The organism is Paraburkholderia sp. JPY465 (genome assembly GCF_050436725.1).
Classification (GTDB): Bacteria; Pseudomonadota; Gammaproteobacteria; order Burkholderiales; family Burkholderiaceae; genus Paraburkholderia; species Paraburkholderia youngii.
This window is the reverse complement of sequence record NZ_JBNDMT010000002.1, coordinates 1,963,409-1,982,455: the sequence shown is the minus strand read 5'-3', so window position 1 is coordinate 1,982,455 and position 19,047 is coordinate 1,963,409. Positions and strand designations below refer to the sequence as shown.

General features: G+C 64.2%; 14 protein-coding genes. All 14 read right to left on the bottom strand.

What is annotated here, in order from left to right; all coding sequences use genetic code 11:
- Nucleotides 1-4: 4 nt before the first annotated feature.
- The 14 genes from QFZ94_RS11190 to QFZ94_RS11125 all read right to left on the bottom strand — a co-directional run bounded on the left by QFZ94_RS11190 (nt 5) and on the right by QFZ94_RS11125 (nt 18,873).
- Complete coding sequence (locus tag QFZ94_RS11190; protein ID WP_429456865.1) at nt 5-1,180, bottom strand: acetate/propionate family kinase; 1,176 nt, start codon at nt 1,178-1,180, stop codon at nt 5-7.
- A gap of 4 nt (nt 1,181-1,184) precedes the next feature.
- Nucleotides 1,185-2,120 (bottom strand): phosphate acetyltransferase, encoded by a 936-nt coding sequence (locus QFZ94_RS11185; protein WP_368581993.1) that lies wholly within the window; start codon nt 2,118-2,120, stop codon nt 1,185-1,187.
- Between the two features lie 118 nt (nt 2,121-2,238).
- On the bottom strand, nt 2,239-4,575 hold the full coding sequence (locus tag QFZ94_RS11180; protein WP_429456862.1) for a DUF3141 domain-containing protein: 2,337 nt from the start codon (nt 4,573-4,575) through the stop codon (nt 2,239-2,241).
- A gap of 178 nt (nt 4,576-4,753) precedes the next feature.
- Complete coding sequence (locus tag QFZ94_RS11175) at nt 4,754-5,377, bottom strand: PqiC family protein (RefSeq protein WP_429456860.1); 624 nt, start codon at nt 5,375-5,377, stop codon at nt 4,754-4,756.
- The gene (locus tag QFZ94_RS11170) at nt 5,374-6,993 is read right to left on the bottom strand and encodes an intermembrane transport protein PqiB (RefSeq protein ID WP_368581996.1); all 1,620 of its coding nucleotides are present in this window, start codon (nt 6,991-6,993) and stop codon (nt 5,374-5,376) included. Before QFZ94_RS11170 ends, QFZ94_RS11175 begins: the two co-directional genes overlap by 4 nt.
- Entirely contained in the window at nt 6,977-8,257 is a 1,281-nt protein-coding gene (locus tag QFZ94_RS11165) for a paraquat-inducible protein A (protein ID WP_368581997.1), read from the bottom strand. The genes QFZ94_RS11170 and QFZ94_RS11165 overlap by 17 nt, the downstream gene beginning before the upstream one ends.
- On the bottom strand, nt 8,254-9,768 hold the full coding sequence (locus QFZ94_RS11160) for an efflux transporter outer membrane subunit (protein WP_429456858.1): 1,515 nt from the start codon (nt 9,766-9,768) through the stop codon (nt 8,254-8,256). The genes QFZ94_RS11165 and QFZ94_RS11160 overlap by 4 nt, the downstream gene beginning before the upstream one ends.
- 1 nt (nt 9,769) lies before the next feature.
- A complete protein-coding gene (locus tag QFZ94_RS11155; RefSeq protein ID WP_429456856.1) occupies nt 9,770-13,003 on the bottom strand; it encodes an efflux RND transporter permease subunit in 3,234 nt (1,077 codons plus the stop codon).
- Between the two features lie 12 nt (nt 13,004-13,015).
- Entirely contained in the window at nt 13,016-14,266 is a 1,251-nt protein-coding gene (locus QFZ94_RS11150) for an efflux RND transporter periplasmic adaptor subunit (RefSeq protein WP_429456855.1), read from the bottom strand.
- 16 nt (nt 14,267-14,282) lie between these two features.
- On the bottom strand, nt 14,283-14,675 hold the full coding sequence (locus QFZ94_RS11145; protein WP_410849755.1) for a hypothetical protein: 393 nt from the start codon (nt 14,673-14,675) through the stop codon (nt 14,283-14,285).
- A gap of 155 nt (nt 14,676-14,830) precedes the next feature.
- Nucleotides 14,831-15,220: a response regulator transcription factor gene (locus tag QFZ94_RS11140; RefSeq protein WP_018437393.1), complete on the bottom strand. Its 390-nt coding sequence runs from the start codon at nt 15,218-15,220 to the stop codon at nt 14,831-14,833.
- A gap of 150 nt (nt 15,221-15,370) precedes the next feature.
- On the bottom strand, nt 15,371-15,994 hold the full coding sequence (locus QFZ94_RS11135) for a response regulator transcription factor (protein ID WP_176120520.1): 624 nt from the start codon (nt 15,992-15,994) through the stop codon (nt 15,371-15,373).
- 5 nt (nt 15,995-15,999) lie between these two features.
- Nucleotides 16,000-17,448: a PAS domain-containing sensor histidine kinase gene (locus QFZ94_RS11130; RefSeq protein ID WP_429456853.1), complete on the bottom strand. Its 1,449-nt coding sequence runs from the start codon at nt 17,446-17,448 to the stop codon at nt 16,000-16,002.
- Between the two features lie 837 nt (nt 17,449-18,285).
- Complete coding sequence (locus QFZ94_RS11125; protein ID WP_410842446.1) at nt 18,286-18,873, bottom strand: BPSL1445 family SYLF domain-containing lipoprotein; 588 nt, start codon at nt 18,871-18,873, stop codon at nt 18,286-18,288.
- Nucleotides 18,874-19,047: the final 174 nt, after the last annotated feature.

Below are 19,047 nucleotides of genomic sequence, written 5' to 3'. Positions count from 1 at the left end.
TCCTCTATGGGGCGATAGCGCGCGTATGACGGGCAATCATCAGTTCCTCGTTGGTGGGCACGACCCACACCGCCAGCTTGCTCGAAGGTGTAGTGATCAGCGACCCGTTCGCCCGATTCGCCGCGTCGTCGAGTTCGGCGCCGAGCCACGCGGCGTCGCGCACGATGCGCTCGCGAATCTCGACCGCGTGCTCGCCGATGCCGGCCGTCAGCACCAGCGCGTCGATACCTTGCATCGCCGCGGCTAGACTGCCGAGTTCGCGCCCGATGCGGTAGGTGTAGACGTCGATTGCAAAGCGCGCGCGCGGGTCGTCGCTGTCGAGCAGCACGCGCATGTCGCCCCCGATGCCCGACAGGCCGAGCAGCCCCGAGCCCTTGTAAAGCAGGTCCGCGATCGCCTGCGAATCCATCTTCAGCTCGTCGAGCAGATAGAGAATCACGCCGGGGTCGAGGCTGCCGCACCGCGTGCCCATCGGCAGGCCTTCCACCGCCGTGAAGCCCATCGTGCTGGCCACGCTCTTGCCCGCGACCATCCCGCACATGCTCGCGCCGTTGCCCAGATGCGCGACCACGGTACGCCCCGCCGCCGCGTCCGGTGCGATCTCCGGCAGCACGCTCGCGATGTATTCGTACGAAAGCCCGTGAAAGCCGTAGCGCCGCACGCCGTGGTCGGTAATCGACGGGGGCAGCGCATAGGCCTGCGCGGTCTCGGTCTGCGTGCGATGAAACGTGGTGTCGAAGCACGCGACCTGTGGAAGGTCGGGACGCAGTTGCGCAAGGATGCGGATCGGCGCGAGGTTATGCGGCTGATGCAGCGGCGCGAGCGGGCTCAGGCTGTCCAGCTGGTCGATGACCTCGGGGGTCACGAGGACGGGGCCGGTAAAGCGCTGTCCGCCATGCACGACACGATGCCCGACCGCCTTCAGTTGATTGCCGCTGCCGTGCTCGCGCAAGAAGCCGCCCAGATATTCGATCGCGCCCTGATGGCCGAGGCGATGGCCGTCGCCCCATTCGTGCGAGCTGACGTTGCCGTCGCGATCGGTCGCGCGAAAACGCGGGTTCGTGTAAAGCGCTTCGATCTGGCCGCGCAGAATCAGCTCGAGTTGCGCGTGTTGCGCGTCGAAGGCCCGGAACTTGAGGCTCGACGAGCCTGCGTTCAATACGAGGATCACATCCGACATGGCATCACCCGACCACCTTGGCGGCCTCGCGCCTTGCCTTCGCCACCAGTGCGGCGACCGCGCACGACGCGAGACGCGTCGACAGCGAATCCGCGCGGCTCGTCAGAATGATCGGCACGCGCGCGCCTAGCACGATGCCCGCCGCGTCAGCGCCGGCCAAAAACGACAGGCTTTTCGCCAGCATGTTGCCCGCTTCGAGGTCCGGCACCACCAGTACATTGGCGCGTCCCGCCACCCGCGATTCAATGTTCTTGATGCGCATGGCTTCGAGGCTGATCGCGTTGTCGAGTGCAAGCGGACCGTCGACGAGACCGCCGGTGATCTGCCCGCGGTCCACCATCTTGCACAGCGCCGCCGCTTCCACTGTCGATGGAATCTTCGGATTGACGCTCTCGGTCGCGGACAGGATCGCCACGCGGACTTCTTCAAATTTCAGCGCGTGGCCGAGATCGATCGCGTTCTGCAGGATGTCGACCTTCTCTTCGAGCGTCGGCGCGATGTTGATCGCGGCGTCGGTGATGATCAGCGCGTTCTCGTACGCGGGCACGTCCATCACGAAGCAATGGCTGATGCGCCGCTCGGTGCGCAGGCCGGTGTCACGGCGAATCACCTCGGCCATCAGCTCGTCCGTGTGCAGGCTGCCCTTCATCATGGCCTCGGCCTTGCCTTCGCGCACCAGTTGCACGGCTGCGGCGGCAGCGGCATGGCTATGCGGTGCATCGACGATCGTGAAGTCCGAGATGTCGATGCCGTGCTCGGCGGCGATCGCTTCGATACGGACGCGCGGCCCGACCAGAACCGGCTCGATCAGGCCCATGCTCGCCGCTTCGACCGCGCCCTGCAGCGAACTCTGGTCGCACGGGTGCGCGACCGCTGTCGGCATCGCCGGCAGCGTCTGGCAGAACTCGATCAGGCGCTGATACTTCGCGTGCTTTTCCATCGGCTTATTCCTCGTGTGTACAACGCGTTAGATTCGCGACGCGCGATGCGCCCGGCTTACGGGCACCGTGCTTACCGTTGCGTCACGCTTGCGTCCGGCTGCGCATCGCGCCGCTCGCTCACATGCGCGTGGGGTCAGGCAAACGCGCGTCGCGCTTGCGGTTCACCCGCGAACCCAGCACCGCGCGGATGCGTTCGAACGCGTCCTTTTGCGCGGCGTCGGGCGAGGCGTTCAGCACGCGCTCGTCACTCGCCAGCTTGTCGAGCAGTTGCAGAAAGCGCTCCCGGTCCTCGCTATGGGAAAGCAGCTTCGGCAGCGTCGCAATCGCCTTGTCCGGTTCGAGGCTGACGATGATTTCCTGCTCGCCCCGGATGCGCCGCCAGTGATCGCTGCTGATGTCCGGCAGATACTCCGCGTAGCTTTCGGCGATCTCCTTGCGCAGCTCGTAGCGCGCGAGCGGCAACGACTCGCCCCTTCGCGACAACAGGAAGGCCGCGCGCGCGAGCGCCTCCGTGTAGCCGCCGTCGCCGATCGCCTCCAACGCGGTGCGTACGAACGGCAGCTCGCGCGGATCGATTGCGCCGGCCTGCGCGGGCGCGCCATCGGCGGCCGGCTTGCTCAGGTACGTCGCATACAGATTCGCGTACACGCTGAAGAAGCCGGCCTCGGTCGCCGCGTCGCGCATCGCGCGGTAATAGTCGAGCGACGCGCTGATCATTTGCGAGCCGTTGCGTTCGAGCTTGCTCCATGGGTTATCCGCGCCGGTCCGCTGACGATTCTCACGCACCGACTGCGCCGCCGCCGGCAGCCAGCCGAGCCACGGGTTCATCGCGGAAACGGCCCAGCGCTGCCAGCGCAGCGGATGGAACTGGCGCAGCATGCGGGCGCTCGTTTCGTTCGACATCGCCTGCACGAACGGCTGCGCGAACAGTTCGTACATGCGCTGATTCACATCGGACACCGCGGCGACCGCTTCGAACGGCTTTTCGTCGATGCGGCCGAAGCGGTTGTAGCGCGCGGCAATCTCTTCGAGCCGCCGCTCAAGAAATTCCACTTCGTACTCGATCTCTCCGGCCGCATTGCGGGTCTCGTTGATGGTCATGCCGTAGAGTCCCGGCGGAAACGTTTCGATGGTCTCTAGCACGGAGACGATCTGCTTGTGCTCTTTCTTCGCGACTTTGCCGGACACGAAAATGCCCAGATGCCCGATGTTCTGGTGCGTCAGACCGACGATCACCTGGCCGCGCGCCTTGATCTCCTCGGTGCTGCCGTACAGGTCCGCGACCCAGTTGAACGCCTGTTGAGGTGGCGTGATGTTGTCGCCCATCGACGCGAACAGGACGATCGGCGAGCGGATTTCACGTAGATCAAATGCCTGGCCGCTGCTGTTCGTCACATCGCCCGACCACAGCTTGTTGCCGACGAACAGGTTGCGCGTGATCCATTCGATCTCCTCGCGATTCATCAGGTAGTAGCTGCCCCACCAGCGCTCGAATTCCAGAAAGCGCGGCGGTTCGGTATCGACGTTCGAATACAGGTGGTAGTACTTGTCCCAGAACGTGTTGGCCGGGTTCAGGTTCTCGAAGTTCTGCACCAGATACGCGCCGTCGAACTTGCCGTTGCCGAGATCCGCCGCGTACGACGCGAGCCAGGCGCCGCCCAGCATGCCGCCCGAGTAGCGCATCGGGTTGTCGCCCTCGCCTTCGCTCCAGGCCGCGCTCCAGTACGACATCGGCGCACCGTTGATGACGATCGGGCCGGTCTCCTCGGGGTCGGAGCTGGCGAGCATCATCGCCGCCCAGCCGCCCTGGCAATTGCCGATGATCGCGGGCTTCGGACTGTCCGGATGCAGCGCGCGCACCTTGCGCACGAAGCGCTGCTCGGCGTTGCACACGTCGAGCAGAGTTTGACCGGGTTCGGGGTCGCGAAAGAACACCACGAAGTAGACGGGATAGCCCGCGCGCAGCGCGATGCCCGCCTGCGAATCGTCCTTGAAGCCGCCGATGCCGGGGCCGTGCCCCGCGCGCGGATCGATGATCAGATACGGGCGCTTGCGCACGTCGACGCCCACGCCTTCGAGCGGACGAAGTTGCAGCAGCGCATAGTTGACCGGCCGCTCGAACGTGCGCCCGTCGAGCAGCATGTCGTACTCGAAATGCAGCACCGGCGTCGGACCGCTGACGCTGCGTTCGACGAATTCGTTGCCGCGCCGGTACAGCGTGTCCCAGAACAGCAGCGAACGCTGCGCGGCATCCACCGTGTATTGCCACGCGCTGAGCGGATCGAATGGCGCGGGCATCGCGCTTGCAGTCGGCGCGCCATCGTGATCGAGGCCCAGCGTTTCGGTGACCCGTTGGTTCAGATGCTGCTGGGCGATTTGCGTGCGCTTTTGCAGCACGCGGGTGATTTTCGAGGCAATGTCCTGGCTTTGTGACAACAGCGTTTCAGCGTCCATCGGAAGACTCCTGAAAGGTGCGCGTCACGATCGCTGCGGACGCACGCGCCGTGCATCGATTGAATCGTGGAGTTGGCCCTGACCGGTGGCAATCGGACCAAGGTCTTATTATGCGCGCGACCCGACGCGGCACCCGGGGTCGGGCGCCGTACGCGTCGATGTGACGCGGCGCGACGCGTCATTGAACGGGGTTCGCCTGCACTGCGGCGGCGATATCGCGGCTCACCGAGGCGAGCGCGCGATCATGAGCGGCGATGATCGGCTCGAAGCCGGGACCGGACACGCTCTCGCGAGCGACCGAGCGGCCGGTGACCGCGCGGATCTTGCCGGGCGGGCGCACGGCCCACAGCACGTCGACGGTGACGTCGCGCCCCGGCACGGACTCGAAGCGCATCACGTCGATCCGCACGCGCCAGACGACGGACGGATCGCGTACCGCATCGAACACCGAAATCTGCTGCGAGTTCAGCAGTGCGCCGAGGTCGGCCGCGATCACCCGGCCGATGTCGCCACCGAGCGGCTGCGCCCAGCGGTCGAACTCGTTGACCTCGACCTCGTTGTTGCCGATGCGCGTGACGATCTGCGGCCGGTCCACGATCTCGGGAATCGTGACCGGTCCGACCACGGCCGCGATCGGCCGGCTCGCGCCGGTGCTGCTCAGCGATTCGTCGGGGCTCAGCGTGTAGAAGTTCGTCGCCGGCGACTTGCAGGCGCCGAGCAGAGCAGCGGCGAGCGCGAGCATCACGCAGGTCGTGAGGCGGGCCGAAAAGCGGGGCAATGAGCGGACGGTCGCATCTGTCATGGCTTCTTGTCCTCCGACTTGCCGCGCACGAGCGATTCCGGATGCTGCGCCAGATAGTCGGCCAAGGTGCGTAGCGACGCCGCGGTGCGGGTCAGTTCACGCATTGCGTCCTCCGTCGACTGCTGCAGCGACGAGTCCGGCTGCAGCGCGGCATTCGCCGAATCGAGCGTGGATTGCGCCGACAGCAGCGTGTCGAACGCTTTCGGCACGACCTGGGTGTGGAGCTGCCCGAGCATCGCGTTGGTGGTGCGCAGCGTCGAGCGCGCGTCTTTGCCGATATCCTCGAACGGTATGTTGTTGATCTTGGTCAGCAGTCGCGAGACCGAGTCCTGCAGCGATTGCAGCGTGCGCGGAGTCGCGGGCATTTCGGGCGGCGTCTTGCTCCAGTCGATCGACGCCTTCGGCGCGTCGGGGAAAAAATCCACCGCGAGATAGAGCTGGCCCGTCAGCGGATTGCCGCTTCTCAACTGGAAGCGCAAGCCGCGCTCGACGAGGAAGTTCGCAAGCGCGCGCGGGTTCTCGACTAGCCGTCCGCCGTCGCCGTCGCCGTCGTTCTGATAGCGCGACGTGAACCGCTCCGGATAGAGATTGATCTCGACCGGAATGCTGAACTGGCGCGTCTTAGGATCAAAGCGCGTGTAGATCGCCGTCACTTCGCCGATCACGACGCCACGGAAATCGACTGGCGCGCCGACCGTCAGACCGCGTACCGAATCTGTGAAATTCACCACGTACTTGTCGACGATGCGATCGTGCTTCTCCATCGCGTCGGCGCGCCTGGGGTACAGCTCGAACCGCGTGCCGCTATCGGCGCTCGTCTCTACCTGCGATCCTGGCGGCGATTCGAACGCGATCCCGCCGATGATGATCGAGACGATCGACTGCGTTTCGAGGCGCAAGCCATTGCTGTCGAACGACATGTCGACACCGCTCGCGTGCCAGAAACGCGTGTCGGTTCTCACGAACCGGTCGTAGGGCGCGTTGACGAACACCTTCACCGTGACGCCACGGCCGTCCGGGTCCAGGTGGAACGACGAGACCTGGCCCACCTGGATTCTGCGGAAAAACACCGGCGTGCCCACGTCGAGCGAGCCGAGCCCGACTCCGTGCAACGTGTACTCGCGCCCCGGCACATCGCTCGCGATCGCGGGCGGTTCCTCCAGGCCGACGAAACTGCGGCGCGCTTTCGGCGAATTGCCGACGTCGACGTCGATATACGAGCCCGACAGCAGCGTGCCGAGCCCCGACACCGTGCCGCCCGAAATGCGCGGACGCACGACCCAGAAGCGCGTGTTGTCGACGAGCAGGTCCGACACGTCACGCGTCACCTCGGCCTTGGCCACCACGCGCTTGTGGTCCGGCGTCAGCGATACCGCTTCGACCACGCCGATGTCGACGTCCTTGAACTTGAGTTTCGTCTTGCCTGCTTCGAGACCGTCGCCGGTCTTGAAGCTGATGCTGATCTGCTCGCCGCGCTCCATCACCGCCTTCACCGCGAGCCAACCGCCGATCAGGATCGCGACGATCGGCACGAGCCAGACCAGCTGCATCCGCCAGCGCGAGCGCGGCACCGGCTCAGCGTCGGGCAGCTCGGGCTCTTCAGTCGGAGTGGACACGTTCGGTCTCCATGGCGTCCCACATCAGGCGCGGATCGAACGCCATCGCGGCGAGCAGGGTAAGCACGACGACCGCGCCGAACGCGATCGCCGCGGGCCCGGCCTTGATCGTCGCCAGCGCCTGGAACTGCACCAGCGCGACCAGCATCGTGATCACGTAGATGTCGAGCATCGACCAGCGCCCGATCAGCTCGATCAGCCGATAGATCCGCGTGCGCTGCCCGGGCAGCCATTGCCAACGAAGCTGCGTCGACAACGCGAGATAGCCGATGCCGAGAATCTTCAGCATCGGCACGGCGATGCTCGCGATGAATACGAGCACCGCGAGCGGCCACGAGCCCGATACCCACAGGTAGACCACGCCGCTCAGGATCGTGTCTTTCTGCGAGCCGAACAGCGAACTCGTGTCCATCACGGGCAGCACGTTGGCCGGAATGTAGAGCACCATCGCGGCCAGCAGATACGCCCACGTGCGTGACAGGCTCGCGGGCTTGCGCAGGTGCAACGGCGCCTTGCAGCGCGGACAGACATGCTTGCCGGCACCGCCGGGCTGCTTGAGCAGCAGGCCGCATTCTTCGCACAGCACGAGCCCGTAGGCAGCCGCCGTGATGGCGTTGCGGCGCACGCGGATCGGCGGCAATTGCCATGCTTGCGCGCCGCGCGCCGCCGTGATGCGCGCCCACACCTCGCGAGGATCGAACGTCGCGGCCGCGGCCGCGAGCAGCAGCATCAGCGCGATGAACGACCACAGCGCGGTGCCCGGCACCACCTTGGCGATATGCGCGAGCTTGACCAGCGCGACCAGCAGACCGAGGATCAGCACCTCGGTCATGCCCCACGGCCGCGCGAGCTGAAACAGGCGAAAGAACTCGACCGGGCGCCACGGCGCGCGCCCGAAGTGCAGCGGCACCAGCAGCCACAGCATCGCCGCGGTTTGCAGCACCGGCGTGACGATCGTCGTGAGGCCGACCAGCAACGCGAGCGGCCACGCGCCATGGGTGTACAGCATGCGCACCGACCCCGCGAGCGTCGTCTGTACGATATTGCCGTTCAGCGACAGACCGACGATCGGAAACGCGTTCGAGATCACCAGCAGCACCGCCGACGCGCACGAGAATGCGAGCGCATACTCGGGCCCGTTCGAGCGTCCGCGCCTGAGCTCCGCGCGGCAACGCTGGCAGCGCAACGCATTGCCGGCGGCGGGCGGCGCGCCGAGCTGAAGCAGGTCGCACTCTTCGCACGCGATCAGCTCGTTGCCCGTCATCTCGCCTCCACTGCACCCGACGTTCCACCCGGCGCGGGCAAGTTCTGCGAGACCGGCGCCATCGCCGGCGACGCTTGCGGTGCCACCGGCGGTGCAGTCAGTTTTTCCGCCTCGGCCACCCAGCCGCCGCCCGTCGCCTTGTAGAGCGTGACGTACGAGGTCAGCACCGCGCCTTGAGTCTGCGCATAGCTCAGTTGCGCGTTGAACAGGCTGCGCTCCGCATCGAGCACTTCGATATAGCTCGTATAGCCGCCTTCGTAACGCTGCCGCGCGAGGCGCGCATACGTGACCAGCGCTTCGACCTGGAGGTTTTGCGCATCGAGTGCCTGATGAGTCTTCTGCACGGAGATCAGCGAGTCCTCGACCTCCTGGAACGCCACCTGAATCGCCTTTTCATACGAGTACAGCGCTTCCTGCTGGCGCGCTTCGGCCTGATGCACCTGGCCGGTGATATTGCCCGCCGTGAAGATCGGCTGCGTGACGCTGCCCGCAAACGACCACACGCGCGCCGGTCCGGTGAACAGATTCGAGAACTGCGCGCTGACCGAACCGAACAGCCCGGTCAGCGAAATCGACGGGAAGTACAGCGCGCGCGCCGCGCCGATCAGCGCGTTTTGCGCGACCAGCGTCTGCTCGGCCTCCAGCAGATCCGGACGGCGTTCGAGCAGTTCGGACGGCAGCCCCTCGGGAATCGGCGGCGTGCCCATCTGCGACAGCTCACGGCCGCGCAGAATCGCGCCGGGATTCCTGCCGATCAGCACCGACAACGCGTCTTCCTGCTGGCCGATCTGCGCTTCGAGCTGCGGCACCGTGACCTGCGCGGCTTGATACTCCGACTGGCTTTGCGCGAGTTCCATCTGCGAGACCTCGCCGTAGCGGAAACGCGCCTCGAACACGCGCACCGATTCCGCGCGGCTTTGCACGGTCTCCTTCGCGATCTCGAGCTGCCGGTCCAGACTGCGCAGATTGATATAGGCCGACGCGACCGAGCTGACCAGCGTCAGAATCGTCGCGCGGCGGCCCTCTTCGCTGGCGAGCAGATTCGCGCGCGCTGCCTCCGTTTCGCGGCGCACCTTGCCGAACAGATCGAGCTCCCACGACACCGCCAGGGTCGCGTCGAACTGGTTGTAGACGGGGCTCACGCCCTTCGGCACCGTTACGGCTTCAACCTGCGAGACGCGTTGGCGCGACGCGTCGGCGCCTGCCGAGACTTGCGGGAACAGCCCGGAACGCGTGGTCACGAACATCCCGCGAAACTCGTCGACCCGAGCGGCCGCGACCTTCACGTCGCGGTTGTCCTGCAGCGCGGTGGCGATCAGCTGATTGAGCACCGGGTCCTGAAACTGCTCCCACCATACGGCGTTGGCGATGCCCGCGGCCTCGCCCTGGGTGAACCGATAGGTGGCCGGCACGTCGACCGCCGGGCGTTGGTAATTGGGGCCTAGCAGGCATCCGCTCAGCGCGAGCAGCATGACGGATGCGAGCAGACGCGTCGGTGCCGTGCCGCGCATGTCATTCACCTTCCCGCGGCGCGGACGGCGCCTCGCTCGACGCACCGGGCCCGGCCACCGCCGAGGGCTCCCGTCCCGCGCCGCCACTGTGTTGCGCGTCCGGCTTCGATTTTTTGCCTCCCTTCGAGCGCGACGACATCGATTCGAGCAGGTAATAGAACATCGGAATGAAGAACACCGCGATCGCCGTCGCGCCCAGCATCCCGCCGATCACACCCGTGCCGATCGAATGGCGGCTGTTGGCCGACGCGCCGGTCGCGATCGCGAGCGGCACGCAGCCGAGAATGAACGCGAGCGAGGTCATCACGATCGGGCGGAGCCGTTCTTCCGCCGCGGTCATCGTCGCGTCGAGGACCGATGCGCCGCCCTCGCGGTTGAGCACCGCGAATTCGAAGATCAGGATCGCGTTTTTCGCGGCGAGCGCGACCAGCATCGTCAGGCCGATCTGGAAGTAGACGTCGTTGGACAGCCCGCGCAGCATGATCGCGAGCAGCGCGCCAAACAGCGCGAACGGCACCGCCATCAGCACGCCGAACGGCAGCGTCCATTTCTCGTACTGCGCGGCGAGGATCAGGAACACCATCACGAGACCGAACACGAACACGAGCCCGGAGGTGCCGCCCGACTGCCGCTCTTCGAACGCTTCGCCGCTCCACGCGACGTCGTAACCGTCGGGCATCTGCGCGGCGAGCTCTTCGAGCGTGGAGATCACCTGCCCGGAGCTATAGCCCGGCGCGGCATTCGCCGTGACCTTGACGGCCGGGAAGTTATTGAAGCGGGTGACGAGGTCGGGGCCCGTCACATAGCGGTAGGTCGCCAACGCCTTGATCGGCACCATCGTACCGTTGGTGCTGCGCACGAAGATCTGATCGAGATCGGTCGGCTTCAGGCGATACGACGGCTCAGCCTGCAGGATCACCTGCCACAGCCGGGCCGAACGGTTGAACTGCGACACGTACAGCGAGCCGAACATCGTCTGCATCGCGCTATAGACGTCTTCCACCGGCACGCCGAGCGTCTCCGACTTGTCGCGATCGACGTTGACCATCAGTTGTTGCGACGACGCATTGAACGTCGAGGTCACGCGAGTCAGTTCCTTGCGCGCCCGCGCTCTCTGCAAAAACTGGTCGACCACGCCCGCGAGCTGTGAGATGTTCCCGTCACCCTTGCTCTGGATCCACACCTCCGTGCCGCCCGTCGTGCCGAGCCCAGGAATCGACGGCGGATTGACCGGCAGCACGATCCCCTCCTGCACGTTCGAGAAGTACTTATACGCGTCGAGCAGAAGCGCGCGCGCATTCTGCGTCCTGATGTTGTCCCGCGTGTAGCGTTCGTCGAAGCTCTTCAGACCGACGAAGAATGTGCCGGCATTGTTCTTGTTCTGACTGTCGAGCAGGCTGAACCCATCGATTGTGGTGATGCTGCCGACCCCCTCCCGCTCCTTGAAGTAGTCGGTGATGCGTTGCGATACCTGGCCGGTGCGGTCGAGGCTCGCGGCATCCGGCATGATGACCGCGCCGAGCAGATAGCCCTGGTCCTCGGGCGGCAGGAACGCGGACGGAATCGAGCGCACCATCAGCACCGAGAGCGCGATCAACGCCACGAAGAACACGAGCCCCATGATGCAGCGCTTGATGATAACTTTGACCGCGCGCGTATAGCCCGCCGTCATGCGGGCGAACTGATTGTCGAACCAGCGGAAAAAGCCCTTCTTCTCGTGGTGCGCGCTCTTCAGCAGCAATGCGGCGAGCGCCGGCGACAAGGTCAGCGCGACGATGCCGGACAGCACCACCGAAATCGCGATCGTGATCGCGAACTGCTTGTACAACTGCCCGGTGATGCCACCGAGAAACGCAACGGGCACGAACACCGCGCACAGCACCAGCACGATCGCCACCACCGGCCCGGCGACTTCGTCCATGGCCATTTTCGAGGCTTCTTTCGGCGACAGCTTGTGCACCGTCATGTTGCGCTCGACGTTCTCGATCACCACGATCGCATCGTCGACGACGATACCGATCGCGAGCACCATGCCGAACAGGGTCAGCATGTTGATCGAAAAGCCGACCAGCAGCATGAACATGCAGGTGCCGACGATCGACACCGGCACCGCGACGATCGGAATCAGCGTGGCACGCAGGCTTTGCAGGAACACGAACACGACGATCACGACGAGCACCAGCGCTTCGAAGAACGTGTGGATCACGTCCGAGATCGACGCCCGCGTGAACTCGGTCGTGTCCATCGCGATCTCGTAGGTCATGCCTTCCGGAAACGACTTTTTCAGCTCCGCGAGCGTCTTGCGCACCTGCTTCGACACTTCGAGCGCATTGGCGCCCGGCTGCTGATACACGGCCAGCACCGTGGCCGGCTTGCCCTGGAAGCGGCTGCGAATCGAGTAGTCCTTCTGGCCCAGCTCGGCGCGGCCGATGTCCTTCAGGCGCACGATCGCCGCGCCGCCGCTCGCCGCGCGCACGATGATGTTGTCGAACTGCGACGGCTCCGCGAGGCGCCCCGTGGTCGTGACCGCGAACGACTGCTGCACCGCGGAGCCCGTTGGCGACTGTCCGATGCTGCCGACCGCGAACTGCTGGTTCTGGTTCGAGACGACCTTCTGCACGTCGGCGGCCGTCACGCCCAGTTGCGCCATTCGGTCAGGCTTCAACCATATTCGCATCGCGTAGTCTGGATTACCGAATATGGACGACTGGTTCGCGCCGGGAATCCGCTTGATCGCGTCGAGTACGTAGATGTTCGTGAAGTTCGCGATATAGGTCGCGTCGTAGCGGTCGGTGGGCGAATAGACCGCGATCACCATCATGAACGCCGACGACTTCTTCTGGACCTGAACGCCCTGCGACTGCACCGAGCTCGGCAGTTGAGGCAGCGCGAGATTCACGCGGTTCTGCACGTCGACCTGGGCCAGTTCGGGATTCGTGCCGATGTTGAAGAACACGTTGAGCGTAAAACTGCCGGTCGACGAACTGGACGAGTTCATGTAGATCATGTTGTCCGCGCCGTTGACCTGCTGCTCGATCGGCGCGGCGACGTTGTTCGCGACGACCTCGGCGCTCGCGCCCGGGTAAGTCGCGGACACGGTGATCTGCGGCGGCGTGACATCCGGGTATTGCGCGACCGGCAGCGCGAACATCGCAATCGCGCCGCCGAGCGTGATGACGATCGAGATGACCGACGCGAAAATCGGCCGGTCGATGCAGTAGCGCGAGATATTCATGTGGGCGCCCCGTCACTCGGCGGCGGGCGCCGCTGCCGCGCCGCTCTGCGATGCAGCCGTCGCCACCGCCGCCGAGTCCTTGGCCGCTGGCAGCTCCTTGACGATCTTCAGCTGCGAATCCGCGGTGACGCGCAGCGCGCCATCCACGACGATGCGCTCGCCCGCCTTCAGTCCATCGGACACGAACCAGTTGTCGCCCTGCCACTCGCCGACTTCGATGACCCGCTGATGCGCCTTCGCATCGTTACCCACGACCCACACGAAGTGACTCTTCGCGCCCTGCAACACCGCGCGCTGCGGCACCAGCGTCGCGTTGGGCCGGATCGCACCGCCGACGCGGGCCTTCACGAACTGCCCCGGACGCAAGGTGTATTTCGGGTTGGCGAAGGTCGCGCGCACGAGGAAGGTTCCCGTTTCGGTGTTGAACGCCGGGTTCGCGAAGTCGATCTGGCCTTGCTCGGCATAGAGCGTGCCATCGGCAAGAATCAGATGCACGGAGAAATCGTTGTTCGGCGGAAAGCGCAGCCGTCCGGCCGCGATTTCGTCGCGGTACTTCAGCATCTCGTTCTCGGAGATGCTGAAGTTCACCCACATCGGGTCGAGCTGGTACACATAGGTCAGCAAGCTGCTGTTGCCGGTTGCCGTCACGTAGCTGCCATCCTGCTGACGTGCGAAGCTCGACAGCCCGTTCAGCGGAGACTTGATCGTCGTGTAGCCGAGATTCAGCTGCGCGGTATCGACTTCGCCCTGCGCGGCGAACACCGCCGCGGCGCTTTGCTTCTCGTTGCCGACAGCGTCGTCGAGATCCTTCTTGCTCAACGCGTTCTGCGCCGCCAATGGCTGCACGCGCGCGAGATTGGCCTTGGCGACTTCGAGACGCGCCTGCTGCTGGGCGAGCTGCCCTTTCGCGGTCTGCAGCGCGGCCTCGAACGGCTTGCGGTCCATCTGGAACAGCGTCTGTCCCGTCTTGACCAACGTGCCTTCGGTGTACATGCGCTTGTCGAGGAAGCCGTCCACTCGCGAGCGGATCTCGACTTCGCGCGAACTCTGGGTCTGCGCGGTGAATTCGAAGTCGACCGGCGTGTCCTGCTGGACGACCGTCATCACCGTCACTTCCGGCAAGGCTGCGACCGGCGGTGGCGCTTCCTTCTTGCACGACGCGAGCAGCGTGAGCAGCATCAGTGCCGCGACGACGGCGAGCAACGGGAGAGGGCCGCGAGAATCCGGCCGCGGCGAGGCCAAACACACGGGTACGGTTTTCATCGCGCACTCCGCCTGATTACAAAGGCGTGCAGTTGCCGAACAGCACGAAGGCATCGTTTCTGTTCGCGATCATCAGCGTCATCTCGCCGTCCGTCGAATCGACGGCCAGCGTCCAGCCGAAGCCCATCTCATTGCCAAGCATCACGATCTGATCCGCCTCTTTGGTAACCGAGAGCATCGGCGTCGTGTGCGCGGGGCCGACGACCGCGCGTTTGTCGAAGTCGAGCGTCAGGAATTTCGGCAGACCGAGATCCGCGGGTAGCGCGCGCGTGCAGGCGATCCCCGGATCGCAGGCGTGCGCGTCGATCGTCGCGCACATCAGCCGCTTGCTGCCGTCGAAGTCCGCCGCGCCCACCTGCATCGCAGCGGTACCGAGAAGAATCGCGAGACAAACCGAAATTGATTTCATCACTTGCGCTCCCGCTTTTATCGTTGAACGCTGCCGCGTTACGCGCGGCGCAGCCGGCGTTCGGTTCGACGCTTGGACTGAGTTCAGTTTGGTGGTCCGAAGAAACGGCGGCAATCGGACCTTGGTCTCATATCTTCCGGTGCGAAGGCGCGCGTTCAGGGTGTCGGCGGCGGACCGCCGATGGCCACCTCGACGGCCTTGAACAGAATCGCGCTGGTGAAAGGCTTGCGCAGATATGCGGCCGCGCCGGCCGCGAGCGCGGCCTGGCGGACGGAGAGATCTTCATAGGCGGTAATCATGATCACCGGCACGCCCATTTGCGCGAGCTGACGCTGGACTTCCAGACCGTTGGTTCCCGGCATCTGGACGTCCAGAATCACGCAGGCAGGCCGATACGACGGAATTGCCGCAAGCGCATTCAAGAACTCGTCACCGCTGCAAAACGTCTCCGCCCTGATACCTTCGGAATGCAGCAAACGCTTGATAGCTCGGCACACCGACTCGTCATCGTCGACCACCGCAACGAATTGGTTAGGGTTGACCATATGACAGCGCGAACGCGCGGCCGCTCCGGAAAGGGGACCTCTGATGCCTTAGCGTACTGGTTGAAACCCCGATGAGATATAAGACTTTGGTCCACTAGCGGTGTCGGCCAGCGCCGCTGAAAGTGGCGGCGCAACGCGCGAGCTGGGCGATTATTCTTCGTCGGCCGTACAAAGGCCGCCCTTTCGCACCAGATGAACGAGTTCGACGATCGATCGGGCCTTCATCTTCTCCATCACGCGGGCCCGATGAATCTTGATCGTTTTTTCGGCCGCGCCCAGATCGCTCGCAACCTGCTTGTTCAGACGGCCGGTCACGACGAGCTCCATCACTTCGCGCTCGCGCCGGGTCAGATGCCGCATTCGCTCTTCTATTTCCTCGCGTTCGTGACGCCGCCTGCTTTCCACACATGCGCGCGCGAGCGCGCGATCCACCGCGGCGAGCAACAGCGAGTCGCGCACCGGTTTGGGCAGAAAGTCGACGGCTCCGCCTTTCATCGCGTCGACGCTCGAGCCGATGTCGCCGTGGCCGGTCAGAAAGACGATCGGCAGCAGCTGATCGAGCTTGCGCTGCACTTCGAGTCCCGTCATGCCCGGCATCTGCAGATCGAGAACGAGGCAGGCCGGCATGCTCGTCAAATCGGCCCGTTCGAGAAAGGCCTCGGGACTGTCGAAGCATTCGACCTGGTAGCCGGAGGCGCGCAGCAAGCGGGCGAGCGCGCTGCGCACGCTGCCGTCGTCGTCGACGATGAAGACGCGAGTGTTGGTCTGGTTCATGATGATCAGGGCACGAGTCTCTGTCGGATATCGGTCGCGACGGGAAGCGTGACGTGAAACGATGCCCCTTTGCCCTCGTTGTTTTCCGCCCACAGCCGGCCGCGGTGCGCCGTGACGATCGTGCGGCTGATCGACAGACCGAGCCCGAGCCCCTGCGGTTTGGTGGTGAAAAATGGCCGGAAAATCCTTTCCATGCTGTCGACGTCGAGGCCCTGGCCCCGATCTTTTACCGTTATCCGTATCATCCCGCCCGCTTCCTCGCGCACCGTCGTTTCGACGAGGCGGTCCGCGGCAGGGCAAGCCTTGACCGCGTCGAACGCATTCAGCAGCAGGTTCAGGATCACCTGCTGAAGCTGAACCTTGTCGCCGCAAATCAGCGCCAGATTCTCCGGGATGTCAAAGCTCGTCTGCACGCCGCGTGTCAACGCATCGCTATGCACGAGAATCGCGGTGTCGCGCACGACATTGCCGGCGTCCAGCAACTGCAACTCGACATCGCCTTTGCGCACCAACGCGCGGATCTTCTGCAGCACGTCGTTCGCGCGGCAATTGTCGGCCACGATGTCTTCGAGCGCTTCGCGCAGCTCCACGACGTTGGTCGTCTCCGAATCCAGGAATTTGCGTGCGGCCTGCGCGTTGAAGAGGATCGCGGTAAGCGGCTGCTTCAACTCGTGCGCGAGCGATCCGGCGAGTTCGCCCAATGAAGAAACGCGCGCGAGGTGCGCGAGATCTCTCGTATTTCCATCGACTTCGCCGCACGCACTGCAATCCGATATCGCGGTGATCCGCAATTCCTGATCGTGCACGCGGCATCGGGTGGTTTCCGCTTCCGCATGAAAGCCGCCGCCATCACGCCGCCGTGCGATCAGACTCTGCGTGGTCGTGGCGCCGAGTTGCATCTTCGCGCCACGATTGCCCGGACCCGACCGATCGTCGTTGAACCCGTCGATCGGAAACAGCCTGGCGCTCGGCGCGCCGATCAGCTCTTCCGTCGTGTAGCCGAACAGTTGCGCCGCCCGCGCATTCGCGAAGATGATCTGGTCCCACTGATCGATCGTGACGATCGGGATCGGCAACATTTCGAGCGTCTCGCACAGCGGCACTCTCGCGTTGAGCATGCGCCGCGTGTCGCTATCGCCTGCGCCTCGCAACCACGAAGAGCAAGCGGCGACATAGCGCCGCCATGCCGGCAACCCGTACGGCGGCGCGTGGGTATCGCGGGTACTCTGCCGGCTCGACACGCCGGTGATACCGCGAGCGCGCTGAAACCGGTGATGCCTGGGTGAAGACTGTCTGGAACGGTCTTGCCCGAATAGTGGGGGACCGTCGTTGCGCGCATTGTCGATCTGCGACGGGCTGCTTTGGCCCATGTGGCGCGGTTGCGCGTACAGCGCCGTGAGGATTCCCGCTACCCCGATCGCCAGGTGTCTGCCATGCACGATCAGATTAATCATTGGCACCTCCGGGTCCAGTGCGAACGGATTCCGTACAACTGCGACGTCTTTATCGTTGGGCTTCGAACCAAATAATTGACTTCACAATCGGTACTTCGCACGTCGGGTGGCTGGAAGTCAGTATAGGCCATCCAGAATCAGTTACCGATAGGTGACCGTAATTTATGCCGCTTACTCGGGAAACTACTCAATCCTTTTCTGCGTTGTCCGCCAGCAACCGGCAAATGGCGACTGAGTTTGTTAGGCAGTTAATTATTGCTCGGCGAGGCACTGCCAGTGTCGCGTGTTCGCACGCGCGCAAAAGTTAGCAATCTAGGAACATCGCCTGGTTGGAGCCGCAATGCTCGCTCTGCACGATAGCGCTTTCAAATGGAAACTTCGACGGTTAAGTTTTCATGCATTGCGAATCACAGAGCCAGCGAGTTTGCCCATCTTCAATTTAATTAATTTCCCGGAGAAATGTTTTTGACGCAGGTCAACCTTTTATCGCCGCTATTCCTGCTGCGAATCATTCGCTTTTACCAACCGCGAAATATAAATCTATGCCAGGCAGATGACTAAACGCAGCGCGGCGAGAAGCCGGATTTCGATTTCGTCTCTTCTACCGGTATTGAATAAACAGGATCGTCAGTGCCGATCAGACGCAGCGTCGCCGCGAGGCGAGAGCGCTTCTGGCCCGCAGCGTTTGGTGAGAACAACGGGAGGGATGATAGCGAGACCAGCGAGGTGGCTCCGCCAAAAGCCATGCTCGGCGCGTCGCCATGCCAAAGCATGCGACGCGCCGCCGGGTGACAGCGTCATGACGATCGATCGAATGCCGCTGCTTGCCGCGTCCGGTTACAAATTCAGGCGCGTAACCTTGGTGCCAGCCACCGACACGTCGGCCATCAAACCTGTATTGGTCAAGACCATCGCCACGACCTCGGCGGTCGCCGACGAGGTATCGATCGCGCCGTTCGCCCCGACTTTCAGCAGTGAGACCGACGCATCGGCGCCCGCAGACCAGCCCTTCGAGTTGCGGAATTTGTCGAGCGAAGCCTGCGTCATGAACAGGAAGAACACGGCGGTCGACTGCGCGCCGGCCTGCAATCCGAACGAAGCCGCGGCGGTACTGAAATAGCCGACCGTCGCTCCGCCGACGCGCAATGCGCCTTCACCGTACTCGCCACCGACGATGAACGCCGCCTTCTTCACCGAAGGAAACACCAGCACGCCCTGCGCCTTCGATACGAGCTCGTGCGAGCCTTGCACCGTATCGAACAACTTCGACAGCGCACCGTTCACGGCCGCGTCGATCTCCTGCCGTTTGGCGGCGTCGGTAGTGGCACTTTCGCCACTGCCTCCGGTCGTCGTGCAACCCGCCAAAGCCAGACTCGCGGCCATGGATGTCAGCGCGAGCGTGTGCACAAAGTTCCGTCTGTTCACTTTCGACTCCGTTCTGGTTACGATCCGAGTCGCCAGTCGTGATGTCTGGAAGCCTCGATCTTTTTTCTCTGCCGTGATGCGGCATAGCCGCCCAAGGAACCATCAATGCAACCGCCGCGCGTCGATCTTCCGGCCGCACGTAGCGAGCATTGGAAGCGTCGCTCTCAAGTAACC

Excerpts from the sequence above, each read along its gene's own strand:
- QFZ94_RS11165 (WP_368581997.1), bottom strand. The coding sequence starts at position 8,257 with ATGACGGGCAACGAGCTGATCGCGTGCGAAGAGTGCGACCTGCTTCAG.
- QFZ94_RS11140 (WP_018437393.1), bottom strand. The coding sequence starts at position 15,220 with ATGGTCAACCCTAACCAATTCGTTGCGGTGGTCGACGATGACGAGTCG.
- QFZ94_RS11150 (WP_429456855.1), bottom strand. The coding sequence starts at position 14,266 with ATGAAAACCGTACCCGTGTGTTTGGCCTCGCCGCGGCCGGATTCTCGC.
- QFZ94_RS11135 (WP_176120520.1), bottom strand. The coding sequence starts at position 15,994 with ATGAACCAGACCAACACTCGCGTCTTCATCGTCGACGACGACGGCAGC.
- QFZ94_RS11190 (WP_429456865.1), bottom strand. The coding sequence starts at position 1,180 with ATGTCGGATGTGATCCTCGTATTGAACGCAGGCTCGTCGAGCCTCAAG.
- QFZ94_RS11175 (WP_429456860.1), bottom strand. The coding sequence starts at position 5,377 with ATGACAGATGCGACCGTCCGCTCATTGCCCCGCTTTTCGGCCCGCCTC.
- QFZ94_RS11130 (WP_429456853.1), bottom strand. The coding sequence starts at position 17,448 with ATGATTAATCTGATCGTGCATGGCAGACACCTGGCGATCGGGGTAGCG.
- QFZ94_RS11180 (WP_429456862.1), bottom strand. The coding sequence starts at position 4,575 with ATGGACGCTGAAACGCTGTTGTCACAAAGCCAGGACATTGCCTCGAAA.
- QFZ94_RS11145 (WP_410849755.1), bottom strand. The coding sequence starts at position 14,675 with ATGAAATCAATTTCGGTTTGTCTCGCGATTCTTCTCGGTACCGCTGCG.
- QFZ94_RS11185 (WP_368581993.1), bottom strand. The coding sequence starts at position 2,120 with ATGGAAAAGCACGCGAAGTATCAGCGCCTGATCGAGTTCTGCCAGACG.
- QFZ94_RS11160 (WP_429456858.1), bottom strand. The coding sequence starts at position 9,768 with ATGCGCGGCACGGCACCGACGCGTCTGCTCGCATCCGTCATGCTGCTC.
- QFZ94_RS11155 (WP_429456856.1), bottom strand. The coding sequence starts at position 13,003 with ATGAATATCTCGCGCTACTGCATCGACCGGCCGATTTTCGCGTCGGTC.